13 protein-coding genes are annotated in these 14,596 nt (G+C 62.6%); 6 read left to right on the top strand and 7 right to left on the bottom strand.

Annotated features, from left to right (window positions below; translation table 11 throughout):
• The gene (locus ABWV64_RS02000; RefSeq protein WP_353342602.1) at window positions 1-2,355 is read left to right on the top strand and encodes a TRAP transporter large permease; all 2,355 of its coding nucleotides are present in this window, start codon (window positions 1-3) and stop codon (window positions 2,353-2,355) included.
• 137 nt (window positions 2,356-2,492) lie between these two features.
• Here ABWV64_RS02000 and ABWV64_RS01995 read toward each other — a convergent pair whose 3' ends face one another.
• From ABWV64_RS01995 to ABWV64_RS01980, 4 genes are all read right to left on the bottom strand, one after another.
• The gene (locus ABWV64_RS01995) at window positions 2,493-3,326 is read right to left on the bottom strand and encodes an arginyltransferase (RefSeq protein ID WP_353342601.1); all 834 of its coding nucleotides are present in this window, start codon (window positions 3,324-3,326) and stop codon (window positions 2,493-2,495) included.
• 167 nt (window positions 3,327-3,493) lie between these two features.
• Window positions 3,494-3,949 carry an RDD family protein gene (locus ABWV64_RS01990; RefSeq protein ID WP_353342600.1) on the bottom strand — a complete coding sequence of 152 codons (456 nt, stop codon included), beginning with the start codon at window positions 3,947-3,949 and terminating at the stop codon, window positions 3,494-3,496.
• 95 nt (window positions 3,950-4,044) lie between these two features.
• Entirely contained in the window at window positions 4,045-4,491 is a 447-nt protein-coding gene (locus ABWV64_RS01985) for a DUF2852 domain-containing protein (protein ID WP_353342599.1), read from the bottom strand.
• Window positions 4,492-4,610: 119 nt separating this feature from the next.
• Window positions 4,611-5,093: a YbaK/EbsC family protein gene (locus ABWV64_RS01980; RefSeq protein WP_353342598.1), complete on the bottom strand. Its 483-nt coding sequence runs from the start codon at window positions 5,091-5,093 to the stop codon at window positions 4,611-4,613.
• Between the two features lie 96 nt (window positions 5,094-5,189).
• Between ABWV64_RS01980 and ABWV64_RS01975 the strand changes: the two genes are divergently transcribed.
• Together ABWV64_RS01975 and ABWV64_RS01970 are read left to right on the top strand one after the other, a co-directional pair.
• The gene (locus ABWV64_RS01975; protein ID WP_353342597.1) at window positions 5,190-8,114 is read left to right on the top strand and encodes a bifunctional [glutamine synthetase] adenylyltransferase/[glutamine synthetase]-adenylyl-L-tyrosine phosphorylase; all 2,925 of its coding nucleotides are present in this window, start codon (window positions 5,190-5,192) and stop codon (window positions 8,112-8,114) included.
• 21 nt (window positions 8,115-8,135) lie between these two features.
• Entirely contained in the window at window positions 8,136-8,408 is a 273-nt protein-coding gene (locus tag ABWV64_RS01970) for a hypothetical protein (protein ID WP_353342596.1), read from the top strand.
• A 27-nt stretch (window positions 8,409-8,435) separates the two neighbouring features.
• Here ABWV64_RS01970 and eda read toward each other — a convergent pair whose 3' ends face one another.
• Together eda and edd are read right to left on the bottom strand one after the other, a co-directional pair.
• Window positions 8,436-9,077, bottom strand: coding sequence for a bifunctional 4-hydroxy-2-oxoglutarate aldolase/2-dehydro-3-deoxy-phosphogluconate aldolase (gene eda, locus ABWV64_RS01965; protein ID WP_353342595.1), 642 nt, complete (start codon window positions 9,075-9,077; stop codon window positions 8,436-8,438).
• A gap of 36 nt (window positions 9,078-9,113) precedes the next feature.
• The gene (gene edd / locus ABWV64_RS01960) at window positions 9,114-10,919 is read right to left on the bottom strand and encodes a phosphogluconate dehydratase (RefSeq protein ID WP_353342594.1); all 1,806 of its coding nucleotides are present in this window, start codon (window positions 10,917-10,919) and stop codon (window positions 9,114-9,116) included.
• Between the two features lie 413 nt (window positions 10,920-11,332).
• Here edd and ABWV64_RS01955 point away from each other — a divergent pair, with 413 nt between their 5' ends.
• Genes ABWV64_RS01955 through ABWV64_RS01945 form a run of 3 tightly spaced genes read left to right on the top strand, consistent with a single transcriptional unit; the run spans window position 11,333 to window position 13,778 of the window.
• Window positions 11,333-11,962, top strand: coding sequence for a DUF6778 family protein (locus tag ABWV64_RS01955; protein WP_353342592.1), 630 nt, complete (start codon window positions 11,333-11,335; stop codon window positions 11,960-11,962).
• Window positions 11,963-12,019: 57 nt separating this feature from the next.
• Window positions 12,020-13,228: an RSP_2647 family RNA methyltransferase gene (locus ABWV64_RS01950; protein WP_353342591.1), complete on the top strand. Its 1,209-nt coding sequence runs from the start codon at window positions 12,020-12,022 to the stop codon at window positions 13,226-13,228.
• A 10-nt stretch (window positions 13,229-13,238) separates the two neighbouring features.
• Complete coding sequence (locus ABWV64_RS01945; protein WP_353342590.1) at window positions 13,239-13,778, top strand: RSP_2648 family PIN domain-containing protein; 540 nt, start codon at window positions 13,239-13,241, stop codon at window positions 13,776-13,778.
• Between the two features lie 31 nt (window positions 13,779-13,809).
• Here ABWV64_RS01945 and ABWV64_RS01940 read toward each other — a convergent pair whose 3' ends face one another.
• Window positions 13,810-14,502 carry a M48 family metalloprotease gene (locus ABWV64_RS01940; RefSeq protein WP_353342589.1) on the bottom strand — a complete coding sequence of 231 codons (693 nt, stop codon included), beginning with the start codon at window positions 14,500-14,502 and terminating at the stop codon, window positions 13,810-13,812.
• Window positions 14,503-14,596: the final 94 nt, after the last annotated feature.

Genomic DNA, 14,596 nt, shown 5'->3' with positions numbered 1-14,596 from the left:
ATGCTTTTTGGACTTGATGGCGTCGAGATCGGCCTGATCATCGTCTTTCTGTGCCTCTTCGGCGGCATTCTTTCCGGCTTTCCGGTGGCTTTTTCCATTGGCGGCGCGGGGATCATTTCCTTCGGGATCATCGCGGGGCTCGATAGCGCCGGACTTTTGGTGCATCAGGCGATCGATACCGGATCGGCGATGTATAACGATCTGGTCAACTCGGGGGTGAAAGCCGATACGATTTCGGTCTTCCGCTATCCTGAGTTGCCGCGCGTGGCTCAACCTGTGTTCGAACGCGGTTGGGAAATGGCGATGGACCGCAACCTGTCGTTTATCGTCAACCGGATGAACGAGCGGGTCTTTGCTGGGGCCTCGATTGAAACGCTTCTGGCGGTTTTGATGTTCGTTTTGATGGGCATCACGCTGGAACGCTCGAAAATCGCCAATGATTTGCTCACCACGATGGCGCGGGTCTTTGGCCCCTTGCCAGGCGGTTTGGCGGTGTCGGTTGTGGTTGTGGGCGCGTTTTTGGCCGCCTCGACGGGCATCGTCGGCGCGACGGTTGTGACCATGGGGCTTTTGAGCCTGCCGACCATGTTGCGCGCGGGCTATTCGCCGCAACTGGCGACCGGTGTGATCGCGGCCTCGGGCACCTTGGGGCAGATCATTCCGCCCTCGATCGTGATCGTTCTTTTGGGCACTTTGGCCGGCGATCTTTATTCCGCCGCGCAAGAAAGCCGCGCGCAAGTCGCCGGATGCGGCGATGCGCTGACGCTTTTGGGCGAACCGGCGGTGGTGTCGGTGGGCACGCTGTTCCAAGCGGCGCTTTTGCCCGGGATCATGTTGGCGGTGCTCTACGGGCTTTATGCTTTTGGCTATGCGATGCTGAACCCGTCCAAGGCACCGGCGGTCGAAATGGCGGCCTCGACCGGCGAGGTGATCACCCGCCGCGAGAGCCTGACATGGTTCGTCGCCGCGCCCGTCGCCTTGATCTTTGGGGCCATCCTTTTGGCGCAGGTGAATGTCATCGGTTCGCAAAATGTGGTTGTCGACAGCTATTCGGACGCGGGTCAAACCGCCAGCTTGCGCACTAATGTGGGCGAGGAATGCCAAGCTTCGATGATCGAACTGCATGGCCAAGAGGCGTGGGATACCGCCGTCGCCGAACAAGCGGCGATTGACGAGGCGGGCGGCGTGGAGCAATCGCACCAACTGACGGACGAAGAGCGCGCCGCAGCTTTGGTGCAAAAGCTTGAAGATGCCGCACCGATCGGCACAGGCATTGCGGTGGGCTTTTTGCTCATGGCGCTCGTCCTGACCACGGCGCGCGGCGTTGCGCCCGCCGCCGCAGTTACGCCGTTGATGATCGGTGCAGGCGGTATCTTGCTGGGCCTGTTGGTCGACATCTTGTTGATATCGCCGCAAACCTCGCCGGGGATGACGGTGATCTTGCTGGCGATCCCTCTGGCATTGACGCTCTACGGGGTGAAATACGCGGCGGGATCATTGGCCAAGAACGAGCTGTTGCGCGTGGTCTTCCCGCCGCTGGTTCTGATCGTGGCGGTGCTCGGCTCGATCCTCGGCGGCATCACCAACCCGACGCCTGCGGCGGCTTTGGGGGCGGGCGGAGCGATCATGCTCGCGGCCTATCGCCGTCTGGCCGATGAGGGCCGTTCGGGCAAGATCGTGATCTGGACCACCTTTGCGATCATCATCATGATCCTTGTGGGGGTGAATTTCGATCTGCGGGTGAACCAAACGGATGTCTCTTTCGAGAGCTGGATCGCATTTATCGTCGCGCAGGGCGCCTATCTGTTCGCGGTCTTTGGCATTCTGTACGGGTGTTTTGTGCTCTGGCGCGGTGCGGTTTTACCGCCGATCGTGCGCGAGACGGCCAAGGTGACCTCGATGGTCTTTACCATCTTGATCGGCTCGCAATTGCTCAATCTGGTGGTGATTTCCTTTGGCGGCGAACATTACATTCAGGACTTCCTCAAAAGCTTTGACAGCGAATTCAAAGTCTTCCTGATCGTGATGCTGGTGCTCTTCGTGATGGGCTTTGTGCTTGATTTCCTTGAAATCATTTACATCGTCATCCCGATCGTCGGGCCGGTGATCTACGGCGGCACATTTGATCCCAAATGGGTGACGATCATGATCGCGGTGAACTTGCAAACCTCCTTCCTGACCCCGCCCTTTGGCTTTGCGCTGTTCTACCTGCGCGGGGTTGCGCCCAAAGAGGTCACCACGGCGCATATCTACAAAGGCGTTGTGCCCTTTGTTTTGATCCAAGTCGCGGGGCTGGCCCTTTTGTGGTTCTTCCCATCGATTGTGACCATTGTTCCGGCGCTGATCCCGAACTGATCACAATCACATACCACGTCACGCGGCCGCCCTTTCGGGGCGGCCGTTTGCATTGGGGACGTGCAGGCATGAAAAAACCGCCCCCAGAGCAAGGGCGGTTTGTAGCCGTGACAGGCGGGGGCGTTTGTGCGGCCTGCTCAGCCGCGCTCGGCGGCGCGTTTGGGGCTGAGGTCGGGCAGGGCGATATTGGCGACCTGCTCGGAAATCGGATCATTGGACAAAGGATGCGCGGGCGCTTCGTAGTCGTCGGGATGGGTCATCGGTTGCCATTGACCGCCGGTGTAAAGCTCCAGCCCCGAGAAACGCGCCTTATAGCCCATCTTGTCGCTGCCTGGCACCCAATAGCCAAGGTAGACATAGGGCAGCCCCGCATCTTGGGCGATCTGGATATGGTCGAGGATCACATGGGTGCCAAGGCTGTCTTTGGGGCGGTCGGGCGTGTAAAAACTATAGACCATGCTCAGCCCGTCGGAGAGCACATCAGTCAGGCAACTGCCGACCAATTCATCCGCCTCGCGGTCGGTGTATTCGATCACGCGGGTGCGGATCGGGGTTTCCTCGATCATCGCGGCGAATTCATAGACATCCATATCGGCCATGCCGCCATCGGCGTGGCGGTTTTCCAAATAGCGCCGGAACAGCGCGTATTGCTCTTCTGTGGCCCAAGGCGAGGTCGCGCGGCGGGTCAGATGCGCATTGCGCTTCATGATCCGGCGCTGGCTTTTGGTCATTTTGAATTTCGACACATCGATGCGCGCCGACAGGCAGGCGGCACATTCGGTGCAAGACGGGCGGTAGAGCACATTCTGGCTGCGCCGGAAGCCTTGATGCGACAGGCTGTCGTTGAGCTTTTCGGCATTGTCGCCTTGCAAGGAGGTGAACAGCTTGCGCTCCATCCGGCCCTCAAGATAGGGGCAAGGTTGCGGGGCCGTCACATAAAATTGCGGCGCAAGGGGCAGGGTGTGGCGCATCAAATAACCGTTAATTTGGATTCACTTAAAAAGATACCAATGATCCATCATAGCGCCAAGCCTTGATTAAAATCCGGTTAATTGTAGCGTTAAGGGCATGAAAATATGCCCCTAAGACAGCGCTTTTTGCGAATTTGGCGATTCGCTTGGGGCGGCCTTGCGCAACGTCACGCGCCGGCGCGTTTGTTCAAAACCACCGTGCCGATCACTTGGTCGGTCAGCCCCTGACCGCGCGCGGTTGCCAGCATCATGACGATCGAAGCGATCTGTGCAGGGAAAAAGGCAAAGGACAGCGTCGTGCCAAGCGTATGCGCAGCGGCCATCGGCAGCGACAGGCGCGCGCCCGTCAAGGTGCGCATTTCAATCGCCATGATCCGCATGCCGGGTGTGGCGGAGCGGTTGGCAATGCTCATGGTGCGGTAGATGAAGCTGATCACCGCATAGACCAGAGCGGCGATAAAGGTGAACAAGAACAGCGAGAAAATGATCGCGATGACGGTCAAAACCCCGATCAGCAGCACGTCGATCACAAAGGCCAAAAGCCGTTTGGTCGCCACATCGGCGTAAAACTCCGGCTGGGTCTCGGGGTCGGGCAGGGCGTGGGTGAACTCGGGCTGATACATTTATGGCTCCGCTAGGCGCGTCGATGCGCGACGGTTGAAATCGGCCTTGCCCGCGCGAAAGGTTGCGCGGGCAGGGCATTGGCTTGGCGGGCGGATTACGCTTCGCGGGGTTGGCCGTTTGCGTCATCCATGTCCGGCGCGGCGGCGCGTTTGGCACGGTCTTCCATGAAGCTGTCGAACTCGGATTTGTCCTTGGCTTCGCGCAGGCGCTGCAAGAAGGCTTCGAATTGCTCTTGCTCTTCTTCAAGGCGGCGCAGCGTGTCCATCTTATAGGCGTCAAAGGCACTGTTGCCCGTGGTTTTCATCGCGGACATGCCGTGATGGGAGAACCGCGCGCGGCGGCTGCAGTTTTTGGAAAACATTTTCTTGCTCCAGATCATATAGGCCAGAAGGGCGAGGCCGACAGGCCAAACAAAGATAAAGCCCAGCACCATAGCGGCGATCCATGCGCCTTTGCCTTTTTGGTCAAGCCATGCCTCGCTGCGGGCGAGCCAGCTCATTTGCGGCGCGTGGGGTTGGGCGGTTTGGGCGGCGAGGGTCATGTCTGTCTCCGTAAGTAAAAGGGCGCTTTGGGTGTGGCCCGTGGGTTAATGTTTATCGTCTTCACATTGATAACATCGGCACGGAGCACCGATTTGCCAAGGGGCTATGTGAATGTTTTTTACATTATTTTTGATTGTGAAATAAAATCAGCTACTTGCGCGCCGGTTAGGCGCAAGATTTCTTGCGGTGCGAGGGCGAAAATATGCCGCGGCGTGCCCGCAGCGGCCCAGATTCGGTCAAAATCCAGCAAGCGCGGGTCGAAAAAAGCGCGCGGCGGTGTCAGATGCCCGACGGGCGCGACGCCGCCGATGGCAAAGCCGGTTTGCGCGCGAATAATGCCCGCATCTGCCTTGCCAAGCGGCTCACCGGCCAATGCGCCGGCTTTGGCGCCGTCGACCTGATTGCCGCCTGCGGTCAAAAACAAGATCACGGCACCCGATGTCTCGCCGCGAAACAGGATGGATTTGACGATGGCGTCGATCTCGCAGTCTGCCGCGACGGCGGCCTCGGCGGCGGTGCGCGCCGCGCCGACCTCGCGGATATCAGCCTCGACCTGCATCGCCTCAAGCGCCGCGCGCACCCGTTTTAAACTTTTGCTCATGCCCGCGCCTCTCCTTGCCTGTGCCGTCCGGTTGCACGCAGATTTACCCATCGACATCCGCTTGACCAGCCCCCCGCGCGGGCGCAACCTGCGGCCATGACACAGCAAACCTCCTTCGCCGCCCGCATCACCCGCACGCCTTTCGCCTTTGACGCCGACCGCGGCGCCGAGGCGCGGGCGCTTTTTGCCGATCAGACCGGCGCCGTGGCCGAATTGATCACGGGGGCGGGGGGCTGTTCGCCCTATCTGTCGGGGCTGATGACGCGCGAGCGTGATTGGCTGGCGCGGGCGCTGGAGGGGCCTGAGGCGGCATTGGCCGCGCAGGCGCGCGCCCTGACCGAGATGGCCGAGGGCGATTGGACCGGTGATTTGTCGAGCGCGCTGCGCCAAGCCAAGCGCCGCACCGCGCTATTGACCGGATTGGCCGATCTGGGCGGCGTGTGGAACTTGGAAGAGGTCACCGGCGCGCTGACCGATTTTGCCGCCCTTGCCGCCGATCTGGCGCTCAAATCCGCCGTAGCCACCGAGATCAAGCGCGGCAAGCTGCCGGAGGCGGGCGAGCAGGATATCGCCGTCGCGGGCGGTATCGCCGTTCTGGCCATGGGGAAAATGGGCGCGGGAGAGCTGAACTATTCCTCCGATATCGACTTGATCTGCCTCTTTGACGAGGGCCGCTACGGGCGCGATGACTATCACGAGGCGCGCGCCTCGCTGATCCGTGCCACGCGCAAAATGGCCGCAACGCTGAGTGAGATCACCGCCGAGGGCTATGTGTTTCGCACCGATCTGCGCCTGCGTCCCGACCCGTCGGTCACGCCGGTTTGTATGTCGATGGAGGCCGCCGAACGTTACTACGAGAGCCTTGGCCGCACATGGGAACGCGCCGCCTATATCAAAGCGCGCTCTTGTGCGGGCGATGTGGCGGCGGGCGAGAGGTTTTTGAACGATATCAGCCCCTTTGTATGGCGCCGTCATCTCGATTTCGCCGCCATTCAGGACGCCCATGACATGCGCCTCGCGATCCGCGAACATAAAGGCACCGGCGGGGCGATCACGCTTTTGGGACATGATATGAAGCTGGGGCGCGGGGGCATCCGCGAGATCGAGTTTTTCACCCAGACGCGGCAATTGATTGCGGGCGGGCGCGATCGCGGGCTGCGCGACCGGCGCACGGTGCCCTCGCTCAATGCCTTGGCCGATAAGGGCTGGGTGCCGCGCGACGTGGCCGAGGCCTTGGCCGCGCATTACCGCTGGCACCGCGAGGTCGAGCACCGGTTGCAAATGGTCAATGACGCGCAAATCCACGCCTTGCCGCAAACCGAAGAGGGCATGGCGCGAATCGCGGCCTTCATGGGGCGCGATCTGGCGGGGCTTAAGGCGGAGCTGACCGAGCGCCTGAGTGCCGTGCATGAGATTGCCGAACAGTTTTTCACCCAAGAAAGCATGGCGGGGCGCGCATTGGAGATGCCCGCCGCGCCCGACGCCCTGCCTAGCCAAGCCCCCGAGCGGCGCGCACAGCCCGAGTTCGACCCCGAGGTCATAGCCCGTTGGCGCAGCTATCCGGCGCTGCGCTCGGCGCGGGCGCAAGAGATATTCGACGAGCTGTCGCCGCAAATCCTCGCCTGTCTCGGGCGCGCGGCGCGCCCTGCCGAGGCGCTGGCGGCCTTTGACGGGTTTTTGGCCGGATTGCCCGCAGGGGTGCAGCTTTTCTCGCTCTTTAAGGCCAACCCGCAACTGATTGATCTGATTGCGGATATCTCCGGAACCGCGCCCGAATTGGCGCGCTATCTGTCGCGCAATTCCTCGGTCTTTGATGCGGTGATCGGGGGCGATTTTTTTGCCCCTTGGCCGGGACCGGAGGCGCTTGAGGCACAGCTGGGCGCCGTCCTTGACGCGGAGCGCGATTACGAATCCAAACTGGACGCCACCCGCCGTTGGGCCAAGGAATGGCATTTCGGCATCGGGGTGCATTTGCTGCGCGGATTGACCGATGCAGCGCAGGCGGCAGAGCAGTATTGCGAATTGGCGGCAAGCTGTTTGAAGGTGCTGTTCGAGCATGTGGCGGCGCAGTTCGCGGTCAAACACGGCCCGCCACCCGGGCGCGGGGCCTGCGTTTTGGCGATGGGCTCCTTGGGCGCGGGGCGGCTCAATCCGGCCTCCGATCTGGATGTGATCGTGATCTATGATCCGCAGGAGGCCGAGGAGTCGCTGGGCACGCGTCCCTTGCCCGTGCGGACCTATTATGCGCGGCTGACCCAAGCCCTGATCACCGCCGTGAGCGCGCAAATGGCGGGCGGGCGGCTATATGAGATCGACATGCGCCTGCGCCCGTCCGGCACCCAAGGTCCGGTGGCAACCTCTTGGCAAAGCTTTCAAAACTACCAAGATAGCGAAGCATGGACGTGGGAGCATCTGGCCCTGACGCGGGCGCGTATCGTCGCCGATAGCGGCGGCGCGGCGCAGGGTCTGGGCGCCGATATCGAGGCGTTTCGCGCGGCGCTTGTGGCGCGCAAAGGCGCCGCCGAGGAGGTGCTGCGCGAATTGGCGCAGATGCGCACGCGGATCAACGCGGCCAAAGGCGGCGGCGGGCCGTGGGAGGTCAAAATCGGCGCGGGGCGGATGCAGGATATCGAGCTTTTTGCGCAGGCGGCGCTGTTGATGGCGGGGCAGGCGGCGCGCGATGTGCAGGCGGGGTTGGCGGCGGCGGGCCAAACCGGATGGATCACCGATGAGGGCGCGGCGCAGTTGACCCAAAGCTATGCGCTTTGCTGGAAGCTTCAGGTGGTCAGCAAGCTTTTGACCGAAGGGGCGCTCGACACAGATGTGATCGGGCGCGGCGGCTGCGCCTTGCTCTTGCGCGAAACGGGGCAGGAGGATATCGCGGCCCTGCGCGAGACGCTTGCGCGCCTGTCCGCGCAGGCCGCGGCGGTAATCGAGGCCGCGCTGCAAAGGCCCGCAGCCGCCATTCGGCAGACCGGCAAAGAACCCGCCCGCGCCCCGCGCGGCGATATGACGAGCTAAAAACAGGAGCGAGGCGAGCCAATGAAGGGCGATGAAATGGATCCCAAGGCCTTGATCCGCGAGGCCTATCATATCGAGGGCATTCGGGCCGAGGAATGCCGGTCGGTGTTTTTGGATTGGGCGCTCAGCTTGCCCGCCGGTTTGGATGCGCCCGAGGCGGCAAAGCAGCTTTTGACGCGCTATGGCGCGCAGGCGCCGGAGCATCCGATGACGCAAGTCCTGCGCGAGGCGGGCGACCGCATATTGGCGCCGAAACGGCGCGGCGGCCGGTCGACGCGGATCGCGGATGCGTGATGTATTTCAGCGATTTGTGCGGCGCTCTTAACGCGGCAATGCCGCCGCTTGCGCCGCCAGTTCGGCAATAGCGTCCCAATCTTTTGCCGCGATCAAATCCGCCGGTGCGACCCAGCTTCCGCCGACGCAAAGCACATTGTCCAGCCCAAGGTAATCGCCCGCATTCTTGAGCGAGACGCCGCCCGTGGGGCAAAACCGCACCTGCGGGATCGGTGCGCCGATGGCTTTGAGAGCCGCCGCGCCGCCGTTGATTTCGGCGGGAAAGAATTTTTGCACCCGATAGCCGCGCTCCAAGAGCGCCATGGCCTCGGAGGCGGTCGCGGCGCCGGGCAAGAGCGGCAGGTCCGCCGCCTCGCAGGCCTCCAGCAGCCGCGCCGTGCTGCCTGGCGAGACGCCAAAACGCGCGCCGGCCTGCACGGCGGCGGTGACGTGCTCGGGGGTGAGCAGCGATCCGGCGCCAACCACGCCGCCGCCGACCTTGGCCATCTGCGCGATGACCTCCAAGGCTTTGGGCGTGCGCAACGTCACCTCAAGCACCGGCAAGCCGCCTTTGACCAAGGCGCGCGCGAGGTCTTGGGCGATGTCGGGATCGTTGAGAACCAGCACCGGAATGACCGGCGCCAGAGTGCACAGGGCTTCGGATTTTTGCGAGGCGACTTCGGGCGTCATTGGGGCAAGTCCTTATGAAATATGAAAAAGAGCGGGTTAGACCACGACCGCCGCGCCGGTTTTGGCGGGGCCGACTGCGGCGCGAAAGGCCGAGAAAAGCTCGCGCCCGACGCCGGTGCCATTGCCGGTCAGATCGGCGGTGACGGCGGGGCGGTCGATGAAACCGGCGGTGAGGTTTTCCAATGTGCCCGCCTCGGCATCAAGGCGCAGGATGTCGCCATCGGCCACATGGGCGAGCGGCCCGCCTGCGGCGGCTTCGGGGCTAAGGTGGATGGCGGCGGGGACTTTGCCCGAGGCACCGGACATGCGCCCGTCGGTCACCAGCGCGATTTTCAGACCGCGATCTTGCAGCACCGAAAGCGTCGGGGTCAGCCCGTGCAATTCCGGCATGCCGTTGGATTTCGGCCCCTGAAACCGCACCACGACGATGGTGTCACCGGTAAATTCCCCTGCTTTAAAGGCGTTTTTCACACTCTCTTGGTCGTGGAACACGCGGGCGGGGGCTTCGATGATGCGCCGCTCGGGCGCGACGGCAGAGGTTTTGATGATCGCCTCGCCAAGGTTGCCCTTAAGCAATTTGAGCCCTCCGGAGCTTTGGAAAGGATCGGCGGCGGGGCGGATGATCTTTTCGTTCTCGGATCGGCGCGGACCCTCGACAAAGGTCAGCTTGCCGCCCTCAAGGCGCGGCTCGCGCGTATAGTGGTGCAGCCCGTCGCCCGCCACGGTGCGCACGTCCTCATGCAAGAGGCCTGCGTCCAGAAGCTGCGCAATCATCAAGCCAAGCCCGCCCGCCGCATGGAAATGGTTCACATCGGCCAATCCGTTCGGATAAACCTTGGCCATCAGCGGCACGATGGCCGAGATCTCGTCGAAATCCTGTAAATCGAGGATCACTCCCGCCGCCCGCGCCATGGCGGGCAGGTGCAGCACGAGATTGGTCGACCCGCCCGTGGCCATCAGCCCGACGATGCCGTTGACAAAGGCCTTTTCATCCAAGATCGCTGCCGCAGGGCGGTAATCATTGCCAAGCGCGGTGATTTGCAAGGCGCGCTCGGTCCCCGCGCGGGTCAAGGCCTCGCGCAGCGGCGTGTTCGGGTTGACAAAGCTGGCCCCGGGCAGGTGCAGCCCCATGAATTCCATCAACATCTGGTTGCTGTTGGCGGTGCCGTAAAAGGTGCAGGTGCCCGCGCTGTGGTAGGAGGCCATTTCGGCGGCCATCAAGGCGGCGCGGTCCACCTCGCCAGTGGCGAATTTATTGCGCACGGCGGCTTTTTCATCGTTGGGCAGGCCCGAGGGCATGGGGCCTGCGGGCAGGAAAATCGCCGGAAGATAGCCGAATGTCGCGGCGGCGATCACCAATCCGGGCACGATTTTATCGCAAACCCCGAGGAAGAGTGCCGCATCGAAGGTGTTGTGCGACAGGCCGACACCGGCGGCCAAGGCAATGACATCGCGCGAGAAAAGCGACAATTCCATGCCGGTCTGGCCTTGGGTGACGCCGTCGCACATGGCGGGCACGCCGCCTGCGACTTGGGCGGTGCCGCCATTGGCGCGTGCCGTGTCGCGGATCATCGCGGGGTAGGTTTCAAACGGCTGATGCGCCGAGAGCATGTCGTTATAGGCGGTGATAATCCCGAGGTTCGGCGCGGGCGATTGCACCAAACGGTCCTGATCCGCGCCCATGGCGGCATAGGCATGGGCTTGGTTGCCGCAGCTTAGATGCGCGCGGCGCGGCCCGCCCTGTGCGGCCGCCGCCATACGGTCCAGATAATCGGCGCGCGCGCCTTCGGAGCGTTTGCGGATGCGGTCGGTGATGGCGGCAAGTGTCGGATTGAGGGGCATATTTTACTGGCCTTGGCTATGCTTTCGCCGGTTTGCGCGGCGGCGCGTGGCGGATTTTCCGCGCCGGTATTGCGCGCGGTTATGGGGCGTTTTGCCTTGCTATATCAAAGTTCGTTAGCGCTAACAAGTTCACTCTTGGGCATGATCTATATCGGCGAAGGACCGTTGGGCAGAGCCTGCGATGCAGCGCCGGATGTGCAAAGCGATTTTGGCCCTTTGGCGCGCAGATGTCACGCAAACATCCTCTAAATATACGCAATTTGCCGCAAATTCGCCCAATTTACGCGGGAATATAAAGACAATCAAAACCGGCCCGAGCGGGAAAAACCGCCCAAAGGCCAATAGAGGGTCAAAGCGGGCAGGTCGCGGCGCCTCTCACATAGACGGGCAGAAGGCCCGATGAAGGACGGGACATGAAACATATCCGTGTAATCGCACTCATGATGATGGGGCTGAGCGTTTCGGCGTGCGCCTCGGTTGATACCGCCACGCGCAACGCGCCGCTGGAGACGCAAACGCACCAGCAGATGGCCACCGCGCCGCTTGACGTGAATATCGTCGGCTACAATATCGTCGCGCCCGACAGCTTGCGCGTCTCCGAGGCCAATATGTATTACCCCTTGGGCGATGTGGTCTGGCGCGAAGATGCGCCGGGCAACCGTTTGCGCCAGATCGAGGCGATTTTCAAAACCGCTTTCGAACGCGGCACCGAGCAGGTCAAAGGCTCGGTTCCGGTGGTGGCCCAGATCGAAATCAAACGCTTTCACGCGTTGACCGAAAAGGCCCGCTATACAATTGGCGGGGTGCATTCTCTTAAGTTTATCATGACCTTGACCGATCCCTCGACCGGTGCGGTGGTGGCGCCTGCGCGTTTGATCGAAGCCGATCTGGAAGCGTACGGCGGGGCCAAGGCGATCTATCACGAGAACCACGGCATCACCCAAAAGGTGCGCATCACAGAGCATCTGGCCAAGGTCTTCCATAAGGAATTGACCGACCCGACACGGCCGGAGCCCGAGAAAACCGCCGCGATCCAAAACTGATCGCGCGGCGCATGGCGGGGCTTCCCCCGCGCCACAAACACGATTAAGGAGGGCGGTATGAACCAGCCCTCCTTTTCCGCTTCATTGCCCGTCATTCGCCTACTGCCCAAGACCAAGCCGCAGGCCATCCGTCACGGGTTCCCTTGGGTCTATGCCAACGAGCTTGTCCTCGACCGGCGCGCCAAATCCTTGGCCGCAGGGTCTTTGGCGGTGCTGGAGGATGCCGAACGCCGCCCGATGGCCATTGTCGCGGTCAATGTCTCAAGCCGGATCACCGCGCGGGTGTTGGAGCGCGATCTGGACGCGGTGATTGATCAGGCGTGGTTTGCCGCCAAAATCCGCCGCGCGCTGGCGGTGCGCGAAACCCTATATGATGCGCCGTTTTACCGGTTGATCCATGCCGAATCTGACGGGCTGCCAGGGGTGGTGATCGACCGCTTTGGCGATACCGCCGTGGTGCAGCCCAACGCGGCCTATGCCGAGGTGATGATCGACGCGCTGGCGGCGGCTCTGGCCGAGGTGACGGGCGTCAAGAATATCCTCAAAAACGCCTCGGGCCGTGCGCGCAGCCTTGAAGGTCTGGACGAGGAAAGCTCTGTTTTGCTGGGCGCTGCGCCCGATGCGCCGGTGCCGGTGCAGATGAATGGCGCGACCTATATGGCCGATCTGACCGGCGGGCAAAAGACCGGTATTTTCTTTGACCAGCGGCCCAATCACGAGTTTGCGGCGCGTTTGTCAAAGGGCGCGCGGGTGCTCGATGTTTTCTCCCATGTGGGGGGCTTTTCGCTGGCCGCTTTGGCGGCGGGGGCGGCTTCGGCTCTGGCGGTGGACGGCTCCGATCCGGCGCTGGCCTTGGCGCAGGACGGCGCGCGCGCCATGGGCGCGGCGGACCGGTTCGACACCCGCAAGGGCGATGCCTTTACCACGCTCGAAGCCTTGGCCGCAAAGGGCGATCAATTTGATGTGGTGATCTGCGATCCGCCCGCATTTGCCCCGAATAAACAAGCGCTTGAGGCCGGTTTGCGCGCCTATGAGCGCATCGCCCGTCTGGCCGCGCCTTTGGTGGCCGAGGGGGGCTATCTGGGCCTGTGTTCGTGTTCTCATGCGGCGGATCTGACCAAGTTTCGCAACGCCTCGGCGCGCGGGATCGGGCGGGGCGGCCGGCGCGGGACGTTGATCTATACCGGCTTTGCGGGGCCGGACCATCCGCTGTTGCCGCAGTTGGCCGAAAGCGGCTATCTCAAGGCGCTGTTTTTCCGGCTGTGAGGGCAGGGTCGTGAAAGTCCTGCTCGACGCTTGCGTGTTGTTTCCCACGGTGATGCGCGAGATGTGCCTTGGCGCGGCGCGGCGCGGGGCCTTCGAGCCGGTCTGGTCGGCGCGTATCTTGGAAGAATGGGCGCGTGCGGCGCGCAAGATCGGCCCCACGGGCGAGGCGCAGGCGCGGGCCGAAGTGGCGCTGTTGCGTGCGGCGTGGCCCAAGGCCGAGACGGGCGTTCAGCCGCGGCTTGAGGCGCGGCTCTGGCTTCCCGATCCGGCCGATATCCATGTTCTGGCGGCGGCGGTCTCTTCCTCGTCGGATATGATTTTAACGTTGAATGCCAAAGACTTCCCGCGCCAGATTTTGGCCGAAGAAGGATTGGAGCGGCGCGATCCGGACGGGTTTTTGCACGGGCTGTGGCAGTGCGATCCGCAGATGATGGCCGATGTCGCAGCGCAGGTTCTGGACGAGGCGCGGCGGCTGTCGGGGGAGGAGTGGCAGATGCGCGCCCTGCTCAAAAAGGCGCGATTGCCGCGGCTGGCAAAGGCTTTGGGATAGGCGCTGTCGGGCGCGGTTTGGGCCTTGGTCCCTAGACGCCGCTGACGCTCCATTTGCGCTCCAAGGCCTCGATGGCGCGAATGCGTTCGTCGGTCTTGGGATGGCTCAAGAGCCACGCAGGGGCATTGCCCGCGCGCCCGCCTGTAAGCTCCATCAGCTTGTTAAATAAGGATATTTGCGGCTCTGTCCCGATCCCTGCCTTGGTCAGAAGCGCGGCGGCATAGGCGTCGGCCTCATATTCATCGCTGCGCGAGAGCCGCGCGGCGAGGGCGGAGGCCATGAAATTGGCCACATAGACCGCCAGTTGCCGCAAGAAGGGCGCCAGCAGGATCATCAGCAGCATGCGCAGCGCGTTTTGCCCCGTAAAATCGATCATCCGGCGACGCGAATGGCCCAAGGCGACATGGCCCAACTCATGCGCGATGACCGAGGTCAATTCATCGGCCGTGACCTTGCCTTGGCGAAATTTGTTGTAAAATCCACGGGTTATAAAGATACGCCCGTCCGGCGCGGCCAATCCGTTCACCGCCTCGATATCGTAAAGATAGACCCGCACCCGCGGCAGATCGAGCGCCTTGGCCAGCCGGTCAAAGCTTTGCTTGAGGGCCGGATCGGCCAGTTCGGCAGAGTTGTTATCCAGCTCGGCGAGCGTGCGGCGCACCGAGAAGAAATACATCACGAGGCCGAAACCGATGGCGAGCAGGACGGGGATAAGACGCAGCATGCACCAGATATGGCGGCTTGCGCGGGCGCTGACAAGAGGGCGCGAAGGGGGGCGCGAAGGGGGCGCAAAACCCGCGTCGGTAACACGTCGGTAT

This window comes from Litorivita sp. NS0012-18 (assembly GCF_040371945.1).
Lineage (GTDB): Bacteria > Pseudomonadota > Alphaproteobacteria > Rhodobacterales > Rhodobacteraceae > Litorivita.
The sequence above is the reverse complement of the archived record's forward strand: the minus strand, read 5'-3'. Positions and strand labels throughout refer to the sequence as shown.

Bases quoted from the DNA above. Each gene is read 5' to 3' on its own strand.
- ABWV64_RS02000 (WP_353342602.1), top strand. From the start codon at position 1: ATGCTTTTTGGACTTGATGGCGTCGAGATCGGCCTGATCATCGTCTTT.
- ABWV64_RS01995 (WP_353342601.1), bottom strand. From the start codon at position 3,326: ATGCGCCACACCCTGCCCCTTGCGCCGCAATTTTATGTGACGGCCCCG.
- ABWV64_RS01990 (WP_353342600.1), bottom strand. From the start codon at position 3,949: ATGTATCAGCCCGAGTTCACCCACGCCCTGCCCGACCCCGAGACCCAG.
- ABWV64_RS01985 (WP_353342599.1), bottom strand. From the start codon at position 4,491: ATGACCCTCGCCGCCCAAACCGCCCAACCCCACGCGCCGCAAATGAGC.
- ABWV64_RS01980 (WP_353342598.1), bottom strand. From the start codon at position 5,093: ATGAGCAAAAGTTTAAAACGGGTGCGCGCGGCGCTTGAGGCGATGCAG.
- ABWV64_RS01975 (WP_353342597.1), top strand. From the start codon at position 5,190: ATGACACAGCAAACCTCCTTCGCCGCCCGCATCACCCGCACGCCTTTC.
- ABWV64_RS01970 (WP_353342596.1), top strand. From the start codon at position 8,136: ATGAAGGGCGATGAAATGGATCCCAAGGCCTTGATCCGCGAGGCCTAT.
- eda (WP_353342595.1), bottom strand. From the start codon at position 9,077: ATGACGCCCGAAGTCGCCTCGCAAAAATCCGAAGCCCTGTGCACTCTG.
- edd (WP_353342594.1), bottom strand. From the start codon at position 10,919: ATGCCCCTCAATCCGACACTTGCCGCCATCACCGACCGCATCCGCAAA.
- ABWV64_RS01955 (WP_353342592.1), top strand. From the start codon at position 11,333: ATGAAACATATCCGTGTAATCGCACTCATGATGATGGGGCTGAGCGTT.
- ABWV64_RS01950 (WP_353342591.1), top strand. From the start codon at position 12,020: ATGAACCAGCCCTCCTTTTCCGCTTCATTGCCCGTCATTCGCCTACTG.
- ABWV64_RS01940 (WP_353342589.1), bottom strand. From the start codon at position 14,502: ATGCTGCGTCTTATCCCCGTCCTGCTCGCCATCGGTTTCGGCCTCGTG.